Below are 18,429 nucleotides of genomic sequence, written 5' to 3'. Positions count from 1 at the left end.
GAGCAGAGGAAACATCCCATTCAGCAACAAGTGACGAAATAAATCATAAGTCACAAAATCTGCATATTCCGTACACTGGAAACAGAGTGACGACAAGGCTCTGCCAGGGCCTGGAATGGCTCGCCAGAGAGAAGTTCAGCGAGGATAAAGCAGAAAAAAACGGGGAGTGATGACGCGCGTTTACAGCGGAATCACCGCAGGCGCTTTGTCATCTGCGCCTGAGGTGGATCTCACTGCGCCCTGCTCCTCAGGGCGCTCTGTCACTTAACGCCAGCCGAGTTCCGGGGCGACATACTTCAGGATCGCCTCAATCACATGGGCGTTATAGGCGACACCAAGCTGGTTAGGCACGGTAAGCAGCAGGGTGTCGGCTTCGGCAATCGCCTCATCCTGCGCAAGCTGCTTAATTAACGCCTCTGGCTCTGCGGCATAGCTGCGGCCAAAGATAGCGCGGGTTTTCTCATCGAGAAAGCCGACGGAATCCTGGTCGTTACCGCTGCGGCCAAAGTACGCGCGGTCCATATCATTCACCAGCGCAAAGATGCTGCGACTGACCGAGACGCGTGGCGCATGCTGATGCCCCGCTGCTTTCCAGGCCTCACGGTAGGCGCGGATCTGTTTAGCCTGCTGAATGTGGAACGGCTCGCCGGTTTCATCATCTTTCAGGGTTGAACTTTGCAGGTTCATGCCCATTTTTGCCGCCCATTCTGCGGTGGCATTGGAGCCGGATCCCCACCAGATGCGGTCGCGCAGGCCTTCAGAGAGCGGCTCAGGACGCAGCAGGCCTGGCGGATTGGGGAACATGGGCTGTGGATTGGGCTTAGCAAAACCTTCGCCGCGCAGCACCTCCAGAAACTCTTCGGTGTGACGACGGCCCATATCCGCATCGCTTTCTCCCGCTTTCGGTTCAAAGCCGAAGTAACGCCAGCCATCGATTACCTGCTCAGGTGAACCGCGGCTCAGACCCAGTTGCAGACGACCATTGGAGATCAGGTCTGCCGCGCTGGCGTCTTCCACCATGTAGAGCGGGTTTTCGTAGCGCATGTCGATGACACCGGTGCCGATCTCAATCGTTTTGGTGCGCGCTGCAACGGCAGCCAGCAGCGGAAACGGCGAGCTGAGCTGGCGGGCAAAATGGTGGACGCGGAAGTAAGCGCCATCTGCGCCCAGCTCTTCGGCGGCGACCGCTAAGTCGATCGATTGCAGTAACACATCCTGCGCGGTACGGGTGGCGGACTGAGACGAAGGCGTCCAGTGACCAAAGGATAAGAAGCCAATATTTTTCATCTGTATTTCTCCTGACAGGCGGTAAACGCCCGTGGATGCAAGGCGATTTCTGATAGAGAAAGGTTACGCCCCCGGAGCCGTCACTGATAGTCAATATCTTTCAGCGCCATATTCAGGAATTTCGACATAGCTAAGCAGATTATCCACTTTGCCTTTGCCCGCCCTTTCTTTCACTGTTCAGATTCCCGCTTCCGCTGTCAGGTGAATCATGCACACCGGTTATCTCTCTCTACAGCAGCGCGCCTGGCTTAAAGCGCGCGCACGCAGCTGGCTCTGGCGCAGCGAACTGCCGACCTGGCTGCTAATCGGTGTGATCTATGGCGGCTGGTTTGCGGTGATGCTGAACGCGCAGACGCTGGGACGGCTGCCCGCCACCCTGCTGCTGATCGTCTTCACTGGCTGGTATATGTCGCTGCAGCATGAGCTGATTCACGGGCATCCCACACGCTGGCCGCGGGTGAATCAGCTATTTGGCACCCTGCCGCTGGCGGTCTGGTATCCCTACGGACTCTATCGCGATTCTCATCTGGCCCATCATCGCAATCACACCCTGACCGAGCCGGATGAGGATCCGGAAACCTACTACCTCTCCGCTGCTCGCTGGGCGAAGTTACCGCGCTGGCAGCAGCAGCTGATTCATCTGCGTAACACTTTTTTGGGACGGTTGCTGCTCGGCCCGCTGCTGGATGTAGCGGCGACCTTCGGCGGGATGTGGCAGGCACTGCGCCGTGGCGATCGATCCGCGATAGCGATGTGGCTGCTGCACGGGGCGCTGCTGGCACTGCTGTTTTTCTGGATGGCACGGCAGGGATTTTCGCCGCTGTGGTATCTGCTGACGGTGAGTTATCCGGCGCTGGCGCTGACCAAAGTGCGCTCCTTCTATGAACATCGTGCGGCGGACGATCCGCTGGCACGGTCGGTGAATAATGAAGCGGCGTGGCCGTGGCGCATGCTATTCCTGAATCTGAACTACCATTCAGTGCATCACGACCTCCCCGGCGTCCCCTGGTATGGCCTGCGTCGCCTCTATCTGCGCGACCGCGAGCATTACTACCAGCGCAATCATGGCTTTCGCGTGGCGGGTTATCGGGTCTGGCTGCGTCAGTTCTGGGTCAGACCGGTCGGGGTCAATGTCCATCCGGGACGATCAGCGGAGAAAACGCATGAATAACCTGCTCGCCTTGCCGATGTATGCGATTCACCCGCCCGCCACACGAGCACTGATGCAGGCAGTGGTTACCCTGCTGACGCAGCACGGCATCGCTACGCAGCCGGTCTGGCCTGAGGATCTGCTGACACACTGGCAGGATAACCGATTGCTGCTGAGCCAGACCTGCGGCTATCCGCTGGTCAGCCAGCTTCCTGCGGTTCAGCTGGTCGGCACCTTTCACTATCAGGCCCCAGGCTGCACCGGCCGTGACTATCGCAGCTGGCTGGTGGCGCGGGACAAACAGGCGACGCTGGCCGATTTTAACGGCCAGCGGGCCGTAGCTAACAGCCTGGACTCTCACTCCGGCTATAACGCGCTGCGGTTTGTGGCTGCGCTTCAGGGCATGAGATTTTCGCAGCTACTGCTGAGCGGTGGGCATCGTCAGTCGCTGGCAGCACTGCGTGATTCACAGGCGGATATCGCGGCTATCGACTGCGTCAGCTGGGCGCTGCTGGCGCGCTATGAGCCGGATGCGCTGCGCGGCCTGCATATTATCGGTGAAACGCCAGCCGCGCCCGGATTGCCGTTGATCACGGCAGCCTCGACGTCAGTGGACCGGCTGGAGAGACTCCGCACGGCACTGCATCAGCTGGTGAACGATCCCACCTGGCGCACCGTCTGCGACGATAACCTGATCGGCGGATTCAGCCCGGTGCAGAGAGACGATTATCAGGGCGTGCTGGCGTGGGAACAGCAGGCTGCCGCGCTGGGCGTCACCCGGCTGTAACACCCCCCTCTGTTTCGCCCTGCTGACCGGGCAGGGAAAATCTGATATCTCTGCATCGTCACCTCCCTGCCCGCGCTTTCCCGACCTCTCATTTCATGCTCCCCGACGCGCTCTGACCGAGGCTAAGACTGGTAAGCCCGGTCACGGCGTTCTAAGGTAGAGGTTTTCAGCAGAGGGAGAGTGGGATGCGCATTCTGATGGCAGGCGCCGGCGCGACCGGTGGATATTTTGGTGCACGGCTGGCTCAGGCGGGCCAGGACGTGACTTTTCTGGTCCGTGAACGGCGTTATCAGCAGCTTCAGGCCAGCGGTCTGGTGTTGCAGACGCCACAGGGCACTGAAACGCTAAAACCGCAGCTGGCTCAGGCGAGCAGCCTGACGGGCCACTATGATCTGATTATCGTGACGGTGAAGAGCTTTGCCCTTGATCAGGTGATGGAGGATATTGCACCTGCAGTGGGTCCGGAAACGCTGATCATGCCGATTCTGAACGGATTGCGGCACATCGCGACGCTGCAACAGCGTTTCGGCGAAGATAAGGTGATTGGCGGCCTGTGCAAAATCAACGCGACGCTGGGTGACAATGGCGAAGTTATCCAGATGACGCCGCTGCATCAGCTCTATTATGGCGCGCTGGACGGTAACAACGATGCGCGACTGCAGCGGGTTGATGCGGCGCTGCGTGACTGTCAGGTCGATACCCGATTCAGCGATAACATCATGGATGAGCTGTGGGAGAAGTGGCTACTGCTGAGCACGCTCGGCGCGGTTTGCTGCCTGGCGCGCGGAAATACCCAACAGATACTCACCTCGCGCGGCGGCGAAGCGCTGTTACAGGGTGTTTTCTCGGAGATTCTGTCAGTCATTACTGCCGAAGGCTATCAGACGCGTCCGGCGGCCACTGCCCGCATTCTTGAGCTGTTAAGCGATCCGGCCACCCCGATGACCTCCTCAATGTACCGCGATTTAACCCAGGGCTTTGATATCGAAGCCGATCAGGTGATAGGTGACCTGCTGCTGCGGGCGAAACGCCATAGTCTCGCCACGCCACTGCTTAACGCGGTGGATGTGAACCTTCAGGTCTATCTGCAGCAGCGTTAATGGCCCTGCCAGATACCGTGACCGGGTGCCGCAACGGACCCGGTTTTTGTGGTCGTGAAAGTGTGGTGTGCAGCAGCAGTGCAGCAGGAAAATTTGCTACACTCGTCGCTTCATCTTTTGGAGAGTTCAATGACTTCCCGCTCCGTGACCCTCGATGATGTCGCTCAACTTGCCGGCGTCTCATATCAAACCGTTTCACGTGTTTTAAACCGTTCTGAACAGGTGTCAGCCCGCACGCGGGAAAGGGTTGAGGCGGCGATGCTGCAGCTCAATTATGTGCCCAATCGTGTGGCGCAGCAGCTGGCCGGTAAGGCGACGCGCACGCTAGGTCTGGCCACCAGCGACCTGGCCCTGATGGCTCCTGCGCAGATCGCCTCGGCGATCCAGCAGCGCGCCGCCGGGGCGGGTTATCATCTGGTGATCGCCATGGACAGTGGTAACGATGCGGCAGCAACGGTGAATGAACTGCTGGCACAGCGGGTCGATGGACTGCTGATCAACCTGCCACTGGAGGCAGATGAGGCGCAACAGATCCAGTTGCTCTGCGGCAGCAAACCGGTGCTGTTTCTGGATGTCGAACCCCAGGCGGCGGTAGCGCAGTGTCAGTACCCGAATGAGTCTGGCGCACGTGCCGCCGTTGAACATCTGGTGGCGCTGGGTCATCGTCAGATTGGTTTGTTAAACGGGCCGCTGCGCTCGGTCTCGGCCCGTCAGCGTGAAAATGCATGGCGTCAGGCGCTGGCCGATCATCAGCTGACACCGCACTGTTCTCTGCGCGGCGACTGGAGCGCGCAGTCGGGTTATCAGGCGCTGCTGGCGCAGCTTCCCGACGATCTGCCGCAGGCGCTGCTGGTGGCGAACGATCAGATGGCGTTGGGTGCGATGCGGGCGCTACATCAGTATGGCGTAGCCATTCCTGGCGAGATATCGGTGATTGGATTTGATGACACCGCCGAGAGTGCGTGGTATCAGCCGCCGCTGACCACGGTGCGGCAGGATTTGCAATTTCTCGGCGCGCAGAGCGTCGAGCGGATGCTGGCCCGGCTTCAGGGAGCAGAGGCGTCAGACAACGCGCTGGAAACCACGCTGGTGATCCGGGAGACCACCGCCCCGCCTGCTGATGAGCGGGTCAATTTAGTGGCGCTGTCACAGCAGTTACAGGTGATCGCCCGCAGGCTGGCGGGAAAATAACCCTGCGCTGACGCAGGCAATAAAAAACCCGCCCCACCGGAGTGGATGCGGGTTGGCATAAGACGTCTGGCGCTTGCGCGCTGCTGTCTGCCCTTACGCTTTCGGGTGTTCGCCCACGCCCATCGCTTTGATCTTTTTCGACAGCTCGCGACGCTCTTTAGACAGGTCGGCGTTTTTGATGATGTACTCATCCACGCGATCTTCATAATCCACACGCATGCTGGCGATGATTTCCTGAATAGCCTCAACGCTCATGCCGGGTTTGATATATTCGCTCAGGTTGTCGAGCAGCAGTACACGCTTCTGGTTGTCGCGAATTTTCTTCTCGTTGTCGACAATTTCACGCTGCAGTTTGTTTTTGCGGCGGAACATACGCACGAACTCCAGTACGTCCTGAAATGATTGCTTGGCATTTTCCATGATGGCACCTTTCTTTGAGCCTGCTGACGCAGGGAGAGAGTCAAAACGATCAGCTTAGCGGCTAGCCCGCCAGGTAAGCAATTTTCACAGCTAAATTCAGACTGGCTCTTATCTTAGCGCAAAGAAACCCTGTTTCACATTAAGTCATTGTCTGAGGTGATTATTTGCGCAGCGCCATCCGCATCAGGTCGGTCATCCGTTCCAGCTGTTTTGCCAGTTCCAGTGTCAGCCAGACGTAGCCGTAGATCGGCGTCTCCTCCAGACCTTCGCTGCCCGCTTCCGCGATCAGTCGCCGCAGTTCGCCACTGATTTCGGTCAGCTCGTGACTGTTAGCCACCACCTCTTCCGTTTCCCCTTCAATCGCCATGACCGACAGCGCCCGCAGCGTGTTCTCAGTCATCTGCTGGGTGCGGCGCAATGCAGGCGCATTAAGCATAATCAGATGGCTCTCGCGCGATGCCCACCAGGCATTAATCTGCATCTCAATGGTATAAACCATATTACGGTTGATGGTCTGGATCGCTTCAAGCACCGATTTTGGAATGCGCGTCTCTTTGCTTGACGGCTCCAGCAGCGCCCGCATTTTGATCACGCTGCTCAGCAATTTGCCCAGCGGCTTGTTAAGACGCGGCTTTTCAACCAGATTTGGCGAGAAGCCGGCGTGATAGATTTTTGCCATTTCCGCCAGCGCGTCGGAGAGCTGAATGCGCCAGTGTGTATAGGCACGCTGCGCCCAGATAGCGGTAAACAGCAACGCCATCAGCGAGCCCAGAATCACATCACCGCCGCGCCACAGTGCCATCGTGAAATCGCCGGTTGGCGCGCCCACGACCACGCTTAGCGTAATCCCGATCAACAGCGCCATGTAGGGATGTTTGCCCAGCGTCAGGTAGCCGCTGATCATCATGATGATGCCGCACCAGACCAGCATCATCGGCATCGAGATCAGCTCCAGCTTCAGGGCGATCAGACCGGATATTGACCCGGCGACCGTGCCGCTGATGCGCTGCAGTGCACGTGGAAAGACATTTCCCCAGGTGGAGATGGGCCCCATCACCACCACCAGCGTAATCAGCGGCCAGGTGCCTTCAGGGATATCGGTCGCCCGCACAAAGATAAAGCAGAGCAAAAAGGCGATGGCAATACGCACACCGTGGACGGAGCGATAATGGCGATAAAACCAGAACTCCAGTTTTGATATGGGCTTATCGGGACGCAAAATGACTTTCCGGTTGCGGGAACATGGTGTGGCTATCTTAACGCTGAACGCGGCTCAGGCTTAGCGCCGGCCGGATATTTAAAACAGTTTTGACGTTCGCTTACAATTATCAACATCCGCCTCACATACTTTCCCGGTAGTTAAAAACAACTTAGTGCGATTTTTTAACCTTTATCAGCTCTCAGTAACACATTCAGGGCAGCCAGCGTGCAAGTAAAAACGGGCAGCCCGCAGGCTACCCGTTTTAGTGCTGACAATCGGCTAATCAGAACTTCTGCCTGAGATAATCCGTCAGGCGGGTAATCACGCCTGCAGGTTCAACCGCACTCAGCGCCACCAGCGGATAGTGGGCAATCTGCTGATCTTTATCCATCACCTGAATTTCACCAATGACTTCGTTGGCTTTCAGTGGGGCTTCCAGATCTTTGCGATCGATAACATACTTCGCCTTCACGTTCTGCACTTCACTGCGCGGCAGTGACAGATAAACATCTTCTGCGGTACCCACATCCACCTGATGAGGATTGCCATACCAGACGTTTTCGCTGCCAATCTTCTTACCGGCATGGAACAGCTGAACGGTATCAAAGGTGTTCTGGCCCCAGACCAGCAGTTTACGCGCCTGCTCTTCGCGGCCTTTCGGGCTTTTACCGCCCATGACGACGGCGATCAGGCGATGCTTGCCCACCACATTCGAGGCGATGATGTTAAAGCCCGCGGTCTCAGTGTGACCGGTTTTCAACCCATCAACGTGGAGATTATTATCCCACAGCAGGCCATTACGGTTGTTCTGGGTAATGCCATTCCAGGTCAGGGTCTTCTCACTGTACATGGCATAAAAATCAGGCTCACCATCAATAATGGCGCGTGACAGTTTCGCCATATCCAGCGCGCTGGAGAACTGACCCGGCGCATCCAGACCATGAACCGTTTCAAAATGGGTATTCTGCAGGCCGAGCTTCTCAACGTAGTGATTCATCATGCCGACGAAGTTCGCTTCGCTGCCCGCCACATAATCAGCCAGGGCAACGCAGGCGTCGTTACCGGAGTCGATGATGACGCCACGGCTTAAATCCCGGACGCTCAGCTTATCGCCTGGCTTCAGGAACATCAGCGAGGAGCCTTTGAACACCGGATTACCCGCCGCCCAGGCATCTTTTCCGACCGTAACCATGTCGTCACGGCTGATTTTCTTCTGGTCAATGGCGCGATCAACCACGTAACCGGTCATCAGTTTGGTCAGGCTGGCGGGATTACGGCGTTCATCGGGATTGCCAGCGGTCAGAACCTGTCCTGTAGTGGCATCCATCAGCACCCAGGAAGCCGCATCAACCGCCGGAGGCGTCACAGGAAAGGGAATCGCATCAGCCTGCGCCAGCGAGGCCCAAAAAACAGTAGCGGTAACGGTGAACAGCAGACGCCTTTTCAACACTTCATCCTTAATTGCACGGGAGAGAAAATTTCTAAAACGAAACGGAAACAGCCGCACGTTTTACGGCAAAAGCGTTGTGAAGGTTTGAATAAATTGAAAAAAAGTATGAACTGCGACGGGTATGGCTGATGCCTGCAGGGGGGAGGTAACGGCTAATTGATGCAGGAATTGAGACTGAATATTTCAATATCATCCTGAAAAACGTTAAGGTCACCACGGTATCGCCCTGCCTTGCACCCAGCGGCATGAGCAGCACGCATCTGGAAACACCGGAATTACAGTATGCAGCAATAACCTGGAAATATGCCGAACGGAATATTATCTATCGTGGCACATGAAATGAGCGAGCTGCAGCCTGAGAGGTAAAAAGTCCGCTTTACTCCTTGCCCCTGACCGCTCAGTCAGATACTACGCCCCCCGCTACCATCCGAAACTTCAGGCCAGTGGGATTATGGTTTACCATGTAGTGAGTGAAGCCTGAGCCTGTATGACCTTGCCCGGCAAAGGCACCGCTCTCGCACCAGCAGCCAGGCGCCGATGAAGAAAGGCATCCAGCGAACGGGAAGCCTGATGACTTTCTGTTCATCAGTTTAGTGAACGCAATGAACGGATATGAAATTTGAATAACGACCGCGTACAGCCCACTTTCCTCTTCCACGATTACGAGACCTTCGGCACCAGCCCTTCTCGTGACCGGCCAGCCCAGTTTGCCGGCCTGCGCACCGACAGTGAGTTTAATCCGGTCGGCGAACCCGAAGTGTTTTACTGCCGTCCGCCTGATGACTATCTGCCACAACCCGAAGCGGTGATGATCACCGGCATTACCCCGCAGATAGCGATGAGTCGCGGCGTGATCGAAGCTGAGTTCGCTGAACGCATCCACGCGTTGTTCACCACGGAGCAAACCTGTGTGGTGGGCTACAACAACGTGCGTTTCGATGATGAAGTGACGCGCAATATCTTCTATCGCAACTTTTACGATCCCTATGGCTGGGCCTGGCAAAACGGCAACTCACGCTGGGACCTGCTCGACGTGATGCGTGCCTGCTACGCGTTACGGCCAGAAGGGATCAACTGGCCGGAGAATGAAGAAGGTTTTCCCAGCTTCCGGCTGGAGCATCTGACCAAAGCGAACGGCGTGTCACATGAAAATGCGCACGATGCCATGTCCGACGTTTACGCCACGCTGGCGATGGCGAAGCTGGTGAAGGAGAAGCAGCCAAAACTGTTTGAGTTTTTGTTTACCCATCGTAACAAAAACAAGCTGATGAACCTGATTGATATCCCGCAGATGAAACCGCTGGTTCATGTCTCCGGTATGTTCGGTGCCGCGCGCGGTAACACCAGCTGGATCGTACCGCTGGCCTGGCATCCCGATAACCGCAATGCGCTGATCGTGGTGGATCTGGCGGGCGATATGTCACCGCTGCTGCAACTGGATGCCGACACGCTGCGTGAGCGTCTTTACACGCCAAAAAACGATCTCGGCGATCTGCCCGCGGTGCCGGTCAAACTGGTGCATATCAATAAGTGTCCGGTGCTGGCGCCTGCCAGTACGCTACGACCGGAAGATGCGGCCCGGCTGAATATTGATCGTCAGCACTGCCTGGCGAATCTGGCGCTGCTGCGTCAGCAGCCCGACGTGCGGGAAAAACTGGTCACGCTATTTGCCGAAGCGGAGCCGTTTACGCCGTCAGATGATGTGGACACACAACTCTATGATGGCTTCTTCAGTGATGCCGACCGGGCGGGGATGAATATTATCCGTCAGACCGCGCCCGCGAATCTGCCTGCGCTGGACCTGAGCTTTGAGAGTGCACGGGTAGCGAAACTGCTGTTCCGCTACCGGGCGCGTAACTTCCCCGGCACGCTGGATGATGCCGAGCAGCAACGCTGGTTGCAGCACCGTCGTGACGTGCTTAATGCCGATCGGGTGCAGGCGTTTATGCAGGAACTGGAAGCTCTGGCGAATCTGCATGAAGCGGATGCAGAAAAGGTTGGGCAGCTTAAAGCGCTCTATCTCTATGCGCAGGAGTTGGTTTCCTGAAGCACTAAGAGTCTGACCCGGTATCGCCTGCCGGGTCAGACTTTCTGATGCGGCTTAATCAGAGCACGGTCCACGCCAGCCAGGTCAGCGCAAAGCCGCTCAGCCCCATTAGTGTTGTCAGCACCGTCCAGGTGCGTAAACCGTCGGCCACCGAAAGTCCCAGATAACGGGTCACCACCCAGAATCCCGCATCATTGACATGCGACAATCCCAGACCACCAAAACAGGCCGCCAGGGTGACCAGTACCCGTTGCATATCCGTCACGCCGGTCACCGCCTGCGTCAGCAGCCCGCTGGTGGTGAGGATCGCCACCGTGGCGGAACCCTGTGATGCACGCAGCGCCAGCGACAGGATAAATGCCGCGGGCACCAGCGGCAGATGCAGCGTTTCAAGGGTGACCGCCAGCGCTTTACCCACGCCCGACTCCACCAGCACTTTGCCGAATGCACCACCGGCCCCGGCCACCAGAATCACGCTGGCAGAGGTGGGAATGGCCCGGCCGGTCAGATCTTCCAGCTTATCTTTGCTCCAGCCACGCCGTACGCCCAGCAGCCAGGCCGCCAGCCCTAAGGCAATCAGCAGGGCAATCGGCGGTGTGCCGATCACGGTCATCACACTACGCAGCAGCCTCCCTTCAGCCAGCAGTGTGTGTGACAGAGTTCCCAGCACGATCAATACAATCGGGACCACAATCAAGCCGCTGATGGTGAGCGCACCGGGTGGTGCCGGTTCATTCTCCTTTTCCTGCCCTTCCGGCCTGGCCATCTGCAACTGTTCCAGCACCTCCACCGACAGAGGGTAGTGGCGACGGTTCATGAATTTCGCTACGTAGTAGCCGATGATCCCGACCGGCACGGAAATCGCGATTCCCAGTATCATCAGCCATCCCATGTCGGTGTGCAGGATCCCGGCCGCCGCCGCAGCGCCCGGATGGGTCGGCAGCGCCACATGTACCGTCAGCATCACACCCGCCATCGGCAGGCCAAACTTCAGCGGCGAGACCCGCGCCACTTTGGTAAAGCCATAAATCAGCGGAATAACAATGATAAAACCGACTTCAAAAAATACCGGGATGCCAAGGATAAAGGCCGCCATGGTCAATGCCGCAACGGTACGCTTCAGCCCCAGCGTTTTACTGAAACGCTGCGCCAGCGACTCGGCACCGCCCGAGGCTTCAATGATCGCCCCGAGCATGGCACCAAGCACGATGATGATGGTGATGTGACCAAGCAGGCCGCCCATCCCGGTGATAATCGTCTCCATGATTTTTTCAGCCGGAATGCCGGTGGCGATGGCCACCAGCAGACTGACAATTAACAGGGCGACAAAGGGATGAACTTTGGCTTTGATGACCAGCAGCAGCAGGATCACGATGCTGGCGGTCGCTATGGCTAACAGCAGTGCGGTGGACATAGTAAACCTCAGAAATTGTTATATTTTTTAGGTTATCGGCGTACAGAATAAACAGGTGCAGGGTCAGAAAAAGGACGAAAAAATCTCAACCGGTGCCGAAACACCGGTTTTTTTTAGCCCGTTAAATCAGGTTTTTCTCGCCCAGGGCGCAAACCAGCCAAGACCCGCAGTAGTGTTGCCGCGCGGGATATATTCGCAGCCCACCCAGCCGGAATAGCCGACCTCATCCAGCAGTGAGTAGAGATAGGGGTAGTTGATTTCACCCTCATCCGGTTCATGACGATCCGGTGCCGAAGCAATCTGCACGTGCCGATAGCGTCCGGCATAGTGGCGAATCAGATGGCTGAGGTTGCCATCCACCCGTTGCGCATGGAACAGATCGAGCTGAGTGAAGACATTGGGTCGATCGATCTGTTCGACCATCTCCAGCGTCTGATACTGGCTGGCATAAAGATAGTTGGGTTTGGTTGTGGGATTCAGCGCCTCAATCAGCAGGATGATGCCGTGCGGCGCAAAGCGCTCAGCCGCATAACGCATATTGCTGATAAAGGTCTCAACGTAGCGCTGACGGTCAGCGTCGGGCGGCACCGTCGCCGCCATGATGTGCACCTGCGGGCAGTTCAGCGCCAGCGCATAGCTCAGGGCGCGATCGATATCCGCCTTTGCTTCCGCTTCCCGTCCGGGGATGGCCGAAACGCCCCACTCACCCGCTGCGACGTTGCCGGGTGCGGTATTGAACAGCACCAAGTCCAGCTGGTTATCATCAAGCCACTGCTTGATCTGCGTGGCGGGATAGTCATAAGGAAACAGAAATTCGACGGCGGTGAAACCGGCTTCTGCCGCTGCAGCGAAGCGTTCAGCAAACGGCAATTCAGTAAATTGCGTCGAAAGGTTAGCAGCAAACTTCGGCATTATCGGCTCCTTAATTCTGCCACTTCGGCATCATTGAGATAACGGATCGGGCGGTCGCCCAGGGTAAAGATCAGCCGGGCGGTCTCCTCCAGCTCTTCAGTGTTGTCTGCCGCTTCCTGCAACGATTTCCCCACTACTACCGGGCCATGATTCGCCAGCAGGAAGGCACGGTAACGTGGAGCCAGCGCCGCGAGATCCTCGGCCAGTCGCCCATCACCCGGCTTGTAGTAAGGCACAACCGGCACATCACCGACACGCATCACCACATAGGGGGTAAACGGACGGATGCAGTTGTCCGTGTCCAGCCCCTGTAAACAGGAAAGCGCCGTCAGGTAGTGGCTATGCAGATGCACCACCGCCCTGCAGTCGGGATTATTCAGATAGAGCGCGCGGTGAAACGCAATCTCTTTGGAGGGTTTATCGCCTGAGATCCATTCGCCGTCAGGCGTGACTTTGGCCAGCCGGTCACCCTGTAATTCACCCAGGCATGAACCGGTGGGAGTCGCCAGCAGATTGCCATCCTCCAGCAACATTGAGAGGTTGCCCGCCGAGCCGGTGGCATAGCCGCGCTGAAAGAACGAAGCGCCAAGACGCACCATCTCGTCACGCGCCTGCTGTTCCGTTAAAGAGAAAGATTCAGACATCAGTAAACTCCGTTTGCGCGCGGCGGAAGAAATCTTCATCGCCAAAATTGCCCGATTTCAGTGCCAGAGAGAGCGGCTGATGAATGTCGCGCACCCAGGGCACGCCGGGCGAAATCGTCGGACCGATGTGAAAGGCCGTCACGCCCAGGCTCTGTGCGACCACGCCGGAGGTTTCGCCACCCGCCACGATAAAGCGCTGCCATCCGCGCCGTTTCAGCTCGCGGGTGACGGCAGCAAACAGCTGCTCAACGGCTTCGCTGCTGCGTTGAGCACCATAACGCTGTTGAATCGCCTGCAATTGTTGTGCGTCAGCGGTGGCAAAAAGCAGGGGTGCCAGCGTCTGATCGCTGTTCGCTTCCACCCAGTCGCATAACTGCCGGGCATAAGCCCCGGCATCTTCCAGACAGCGTTCAGTCTCCACTTCGCAGGCCGGTGCCAGCTGGCGGTACACCGCGACCTGACGATTTGTCATCTGTGAACAGGAACCGGAAAGCACCACGGCGCGATCGCCCTGCGGACGGCCTGCCTGCTCCGCTTTTGCATCACTCTGAGCCGTTGCCCACTGCCGTGCCAGACCGATGGCCAGCCCGGAACCGCCGGTGACCAGGCGCAGATCGCTCAGTGCTTCGCCCAGGGTCAACAGATGTTCCTGATGCAGGGCGTCAGTTACGACGTAGTTGATCCCCTGCACCGCCAGCTGACCCAACGCCTGCCGTACTGACTCAGCGCCCTGATCGACCTGTGCCGCAGCGATCAGCCCGGCTTTGCCCGTCGCCTGTGATGTCATCAGGCGCAGCAGGTTACTGTCGTGCATCGGTGTGACCGGATGATGCCGCATACCGGAATCTGACAGCAGCTGATCGCCGACAAACAGGTAGCCCTGATAAACGGTGCGGCCATTCACCGGCAGCGCCGGACAGATTACCGTCTGCGTTTCACCCAGCGCCTGCAGCAGAGCGTCGGTTACCGGACCGATATTGCCCTGCGCGGTGCTGTCGAAGGTGGAACAATATTTGAAGTAGAAACGCTCACAGCCCTGCGTCTGCAGCCAGGCCAGCGCAGCCAGCGACTGAGCAACCGCCTGGTCTGCCGGACAGGAGCGGCTCTTCAGGCTGACCACAATCGCCTGCGCCTCTGTGGTTTCCTCGCTGTCAGGAATGCCGTTGAACTGAATAGTGGTCAGCCCGTTCTGCACCAGAAAACTGGCAATGTCAGTCGCACCGGTAAAATCGTCCGCTATCACGCCAAGCCGCATCAGATTTTCTCCTCTGCCTGCGGCAGCGTGATGCCGCTGAAGATTTTAATTACTGCACTGTCATCTTCACGGCCGTAACCGGCGTTGCTGGCTTCGGTGAACATATTGAGGGCGGTTGAGGCCAGCGGCAGCGGGAAGTGCAAGGCTTTCGCGGTATCGGCCACCAGGTTGAGATCTTTCACAAAGATATCGACCGCCGATTTCGGGCTGTAGTCGCCATCCACCACATGCCGCATGCGGTTTTCGAACATCCATGAATTGCCTGCGGCGTTGGTGACCACTTCATACATGGTTTCCAGCGGGATGCCGGCACGTGCCGCCAGCGCCATCGCTTCTGCCCCGACCGCGATATGAACACCTGCCAGCAGCTGATGGATAATTTTGACGGTTGACCCGAGGCCGATCTCACTGCCCACGCGATATACTTTGGCTGCGACGGCATCCAGTACAGATTGCAGTTGTGCAAAGGCCGCGTCGCTGCCGGACGCCATCACCGTCATCTCACCGCTGGCCGCCTTAGCGGCACCGCCGGAGACCGGTGCATCCAGCACCAGCAGCTGATATTGCGCCAGCTGTTGTTCAATCTGCTGCGCATCCCGGGCGGACAATGTGGATGAGACCATGACCACGGTGCCGGGACGCAGTTTTGCGGCCAGGCCCTCTTCACCGAACAGAATGGCGTTAACCTGCTGCGCATTTACCACCAGCAGCAAAACGGCATCAAGCTGGTCTGCAAAGGCGGATGCTGAAGGCTGCGCATCACGCGCGCCGGCCTGGCGTAAGTTCTCAAGCGCGGCGGGATTCAAATCGACACCCCAGGTATTAAGACCGGCACGCAGACAGGATTTCGCAGCACCCATGCCCATGGAACCTAACCCGATAACGCAGATATTTTCAGCTGGCACGATACGCCTCCACTGTTAATTTAAGTGATTATTTGTTTGTTACTGTTAATCCTGCCAGTTTACTGCCGGCAAAAACGTGTTGCCGCTCACAAAAAGATATTCCCTATGTGAACCAGAACAATTTTTAACATTGCCACATTCACAGCGCTGGCCCTGTTGCAGTGCGGTTAGCGCCGCCGTTGCCGGGATTGCCGCTGTTATTATTTGTTCTGGTTAACCCGCAGATGCTTTATAATGTGAAAAAATGGTAATCATCAGGAAGCCAATATGATTCCGGTTGAACGTCATCAACAGATTCTTGCGCTGGTGGCCGATCGTGGCGTGGTGAGCATTGCAGAACTCACTGAACGGCTGGGTGTGTCACACATGACCATACGCCGTGATGTGCAGAAACTGGAGGAGCAAGGGGCCGTGCTGTCGGTCTCCGGCGGCGTGCGCTCAGCCGAGCGGCTGGCCGCTGAGCCGTCACACCTGACGAAAAGCACCCTCTACAACGAGGAGAAGCGCGCCATTGGCCGCACCGCCGCCCGACAGATCCCCCGTAACAGCTGCATCTACCTGGATGCCGGCACCACAACGTTAGCGCTGGCAAGAGAAGTGGTGGATCGCGATGATTTGCTGGTGGTAACCAATGATTTTATGGTGGCGAATCTGCTAATGGAGGCCAGTCAGTGCCGGGTTATTCACACGGGCGGCACCGTTTGCCGGGAGAACCGCTCCTGTGTCGGCGAGTCGGCGGCACGCAGCCTGCGTCATCTGGCCATTGATATTGCCTTTATTTCCGCCTCCTGCTGGGGGCCGCGTGGCTTGTTTACGCCGGATGAAGATAAAGTGATGGTGAAGCAGGCGGTGAGTGAGGTGAGCAGTAAGCGGGTATTGCTGAGTGACAGTTCGAAGTACAACAGGATCGCGACGTTTCTGGCTTTACCGCTGGAGAGCTTTGATCGGGTAGTGACAGACACGCATCTGAGTGAGTCGGCGCGGGAGCTGTTAAGTGCGGGGAGCTGTGAACTGGTACTGGCTGGTTAAGCTGTCGCCGCCTTCCCTGAGACCGGGAAGGCGGCAACGTGAGCGTGATTAAACTTCTTCGCTGAACTGCGGCACCGGATTACGGAAGCTGCGGGTTACGAACGCCAGGTAGATAATCCCGATGGCGGCCCAGATCAGGCCCAGCTCCATAGAACTCTCTTCCAGATTCACCCACAGCGCTCCCACCGTCAGCGCGCCAAGCAGCGGCAGCAGCAGATACTGAACGTGATCTTTCAGCGTGCGGTTACGCTTCTCACGAACCCAGAACTGCGCAATCACCGACAGGTTAACGAAGGTAAACGCCACCAGCGCACCAAAGTTAATCAGCGCGGTTGCGGTCACCAGGTCGAAGTTAATCGCCATCAGCGCAATCGCACCCACCAGCAGCACGTTGAGCGACGGGGTACGCCATTTCGGATGGATGTAACCGAAGAAACGCTCCGGGAACACACCATCACGGCCCATCACATACATCAGACGCGAGACGCCAGCGTGCGCCGCCATACCGGATGCCAGCACCGTGACCACCGAGAAGATCAGGATGCCGACCTGCAACGCTTTACCGGCCACGAACAGCATGATTTCAGGCTGCGATGAGTCCGGGTGCTGGAAGCGTGTGATGTCCGGGAAGTAGAGCTGCAGGAAGTAAGATGCCGCGATAAAGATCACCCCACCAATCAGCGCGGTCAGGAAAATAGCGCGCGGAATGGTGCGTTCTGCATCTTTGGTCTCTTCCGACAGCGAACTGATGCCATCAAAGCCGAGGAACGAGAAACAGAGTATCGTCGCACCGGTAATCATCGGCACCACATGCGCATTCTCAGACCAGAATGGACGGCTGCTCACCAGCGTGCCGGAACCTACGCCGCTTGCCACACCGTAGATTACCATCGCGGTAATCCCGACCATGACCACCACCTGCAGCACCACAATCACACTGTTGAAGTTGGCGACGGTTTTGATGCCCTTGAGGTTAGAGAGCGTCATAAACCCGACCAGCAACACCACAAAAATCCACGACGGAATGCCCGGCACCAGCGATTCGAAATAGTTTTTAGCCAGCAGGATGTTGATCATCGGCATGAACAGGTAGTCCAGCAGTGATGACCAGCCGACCATAAAGCCGACGTGCGGACTGATCGCCTTCTGAGCGTAGGTATAAGCGGAGCCCGCAGAGGGGAAGCGGCGTACCAGCTTACCGTAACTCACGGCAGTGAACAGAATCGCAATCAGCGCGAAAGCATAAGCGGTGGCGACGTGACCTTCGGTCAGCCCGGAAACGATGCCAAAGGTATCGAACAGGGTCATAGGCTGCATGTAGGCTAAGCCCATCATGACGACCGGAAGTAACGTGAGTGTTTTTTTGAGTTGCGCACGCTGCGGTGCGGCGGAGGTATTAAGCGACATGCTTCAGTCCCCCATGTGCGACAACCTGGCTGGGCTGGGTCACAGGGCAACTGCGCATTAAGCGACAGGGAGTAAGGTTAGCGGTTAACGCGGCGCCGTAGTCATCACGAAAACGCGTACCAGCGTTGGCTGGCAGAGTGTAAAACATCCCCATCTTTGTCATCCTCAATCTCACGCTTATGCGTGTTTTCAGTGTTTATCTATCCGGGTGCGTGCCCGGCCTCGGTTAA

At 57.4% G+C, this 18,429-nt stretch carries 17 protein-coding genes; 7 read left to right on the top strand and 10 right to left on the bottom strand.

The genetic code is table 11. The annotated features are described in order from the left end of the window. Positions 1 to 264 precede the first annotated feature (264 nt). The gene (locus ACX8ZY_RS07655; protein ID WP_010247994.1) at positions 265 to 1,287 is read right to left on the bottom strand and encodes an LLM class flavin-dependent oxidoreductase; all 1,023 of its coding nucleotides are present in this window, start codon (positions 1,285 to 1,287) and stop codon (positions 265 to 267) included. A 208-nt stretch (positions 1,288 to 1,495) separates the two neighbouring features. On the opposite strand from ACX8ZY_RS07655, the gene ACX8ZY_RS07650 reads away from it, so the two are divergent. The 4 genes from ACX8ZY_RS07650 to ACX8ZY_RS07635 all read left to right on the top strand — a co-directional run bounded on the left by ACX8ZY_RS07650 (position 1,496) and on the right by ACX8ZY_RS07635 (position 5,515). Then, positions 1,496 to 2,458 (top strand): fatty acid desaturase, encoded by a 963-nt coding sequence (locus ACX8ZY_RS07650; RefSeq protein WP_010670941.1) that lies wholly within the window; start codon positions 1,496 to 1,498, stop codon positions 2,456 to 2,458. Continuing rightward, a complete protein-coding gene (locus ACX8ZY_RS07645) occupies positions 2,451 to 3,224 on the top strand; it encodes a phosphate/phosphite/phosphonate ABC transporter substrate-binding protein (RefSeq protein WP_158131577.1) in 774 nt (257 codons plus the stop codon). Before ACX8ZY_RS07650 ends, ACX8ZY_RS07645 begins: the two co-directional genes overlap by 8 nt. Before the next feature lie 185 nt (positions 3,225 to 3,409). Then, positions 3,410 to 4,324, top strand: a complete 915-nt coding sequence (locus ACX8ZY_RS07640) for a ketopantoate reductase family protein (RefSeq protein WP_033758344.1) — start codon at positions 3,410 to 3,412, stop codon at positions 4,322 to 4,324. 129 nt (positions 4,325 to 4,453) lie between these two features. Further along, complete coding sequence (locus tag ACX8ZY_RS07635) at positions 4,454 to 5,515, top strand: LacI family DNA-binding transcriptional regulator (protein WP_158131576.1); 1,062 nt, start codon at positions 4,454 to 4,456, stop codon at positions 5,513 to 5,515. A 93-nt stretch (positions 5,516 to 5,608) separates the two neighbouring features. Here the strand turns inward: ACX8ZY_RS07635 and tmaR are convergent, their stop codons facing one another. The 3 genes from tmaR to dacD all read right to left on the bottom strand — a co-directional run bounded on the left by tmaR (position 5,609) and on the right by dacD (position 8,583). Further along, positions 5,609 to 5,935, bottom strand: coding sequence for a PTS system regulator TmaR (gene tmaR / locus ACX8ZY_RS07630; RefSeq protein ID WP_004571340.1), 327 nt, complete (start codon positions 5,933 to 5,935; stop codon positions 5,609 to 5,611). A gap of 160 nt (positions 5,936 to 6,095) precedes the next feature. Beyond that, positions 6,096 to 7,154: an FUSC family protein gene (locus ACX8ZY_RS07625; protein ID WP_404562441.1), complete on the bottom strand. Its 1,059-nt coding sequence runs from the start codon at positions 7,152 to 7,154 to the stop codon at positions 6,096 to 6,098. A gap of 265 nt (positions 7,155 to 7,419) precedes the next feature. Then, entirely contained in the window at positions 7,420 to 8,583 is a 1,164-nt protein-coding gene (gene dacD, locus ACX8ZY_RS07620; RefSeq protein ID WP_010248019.1) for a serine-type D-Ala-D-Ala carboxypeptidase DacD, read from the bottom strand. 158 nt (positions 8,584 to 8,741) lie between these two features. On the opposite strand from dacD, the gene ACX8ZY_RS07615 reads away from it, so the two are divergent. Together ACX8ZY_RS07615 and sbcB are read left to right on the top strand one after the other, a co-directional pair. Continuing rightward, a complete protein-coding gene (locus ACX8ZY_RS07615; protein WP_372340254.1) occupies positions 8,742 to 8,924 on the top strand; it encodes a type VI secretion system tube protein Hcp in 183 nt (60 codons plus the stop codon). Positions 8,925 to 9,205: 281 nt separating this feature from the next. Next, positions 9,206 to 10,633 (top strand): exodeoxyribonuclease I, encoded by a 1,428-nt coding sequence (sbcB, locus tag ACX8ZY_RS07610; protein WP_033778828.1) that lies wholly within the window; start codon positions 9,206 to 9,208, stop codon positions 10,631 to 10,633. Between the two features lie 58 nt (positions 10,634 to 10,691). On the opposite strand, the gene ACX8ZY_RS07605 is transcribed toward sbcB, so the two are convergent. From ACX8ZY_RS07605 to ltnD, 5 genes are all read right to left on the bottom strand, one after another. Next, positions 10,692 to 12,047, bottom strand: a complete 1,356-nt coding sequence (locus ACX8ZY_RS07605; RefSeq protein ID WP_425020971.1) for a GntP family transporter — start codon at positions 12,045 to 12,047, stop codon at positions 10,692 to 10,694. A 126-nt stretch (positions 12,048 to 12,173) separates the two neighbouring features. Further along, positions 12,174 to 12,959 (bottom strand): HPr family phosphocarrier protein, encoded by a 786-nt coding sequence (locus tag ACX8ZY_RS07600; RefSeq protein ID WP_061901290.1) that lies wholly within the window; start codon positions 12,957 to 12,959, stop codon positions 12,174 to 12,176. Beyond that, entirely contained in the window at positions 12,959 to 13,603 is a 645-nt protein-coding gene (gene otnC, locus ACX8ZY_RS07595; RefSeq protein WP_010248031.1) for a 3-oxo-tetronate 4-phosphate decarboxylase, read from the bottom strand. Before otnC ends, ACX8ZY_RS07600 begins: the two co-directional genes overlap by 1 nt. Beyond that, positions 13,596 to 14,858 (bottom strand): 3-oxo-tetronate kinase, encoded by a 1,263-nt coding sequence (gene otnK, locus ACX8ZY_RS07590; protein WP_425020972.1) that lies wholly within the window; start codon positions 14,856 to 14,858, stop codon positions 13,596 to 13,598. Before otnK ends, otnC begins: the two co-directional genes overlap by 8 nt. Continuing rightward, positions 14,858 to 15,763 (bottom strand): L-threonate dehydrogenase, encoded by a 906-nt coding sequence (ltnD, locus tag ACX8ZY_RS07585; RefSeq protein ID WP_425020973.1) that lies wholly within the window; start codon positions 15,761 to 15,763, stop codon positions 14,858 to 14,860. Before ltnD ends, otnK begins: the two co-directional genes overlap by 1 nt. Positions 15,764 to 16,030: 267 nt before the next feature. Here ltnD and ygbI point away from each other — a divergent pair, with 267 nt between their 5' ends. Continuing rightward, a complete protein-coding gene (gene ygbI, locus ACX8ZY_RS07580) occupies positions 16,031 to 16,792 on the top strand; it encodes a DNA-binding transcriptional repressor YgbI (protein ID WP_045140278.1) in 762 nt (253 codons plus the stop codon). A gap of 48 nt (positions 16,793 to 16,840) precedes the next feature. Here ygbI and ACX8ZY_RS07575 read toward each other — a convergent pair whose 3' ends face one another. Beyond that, entirely contained in the window at positions 16,841 to 18,199 is a 1,359-nt protein-coding gene (locus tag ACX8ZY_RS07575; RefSeq protein WP_010248042.1) for an APC family permease, read from the bottom strand. Positions 18,200 to 18,429: the final 230 nt, after the last annotated feature.

The organism is Pantoea sp. XAF26B01_ASV70 (assembly GCF_054512635.1).
This window is presented reverse-complemented; position numbering and strand designations above follow the sequence as displayed.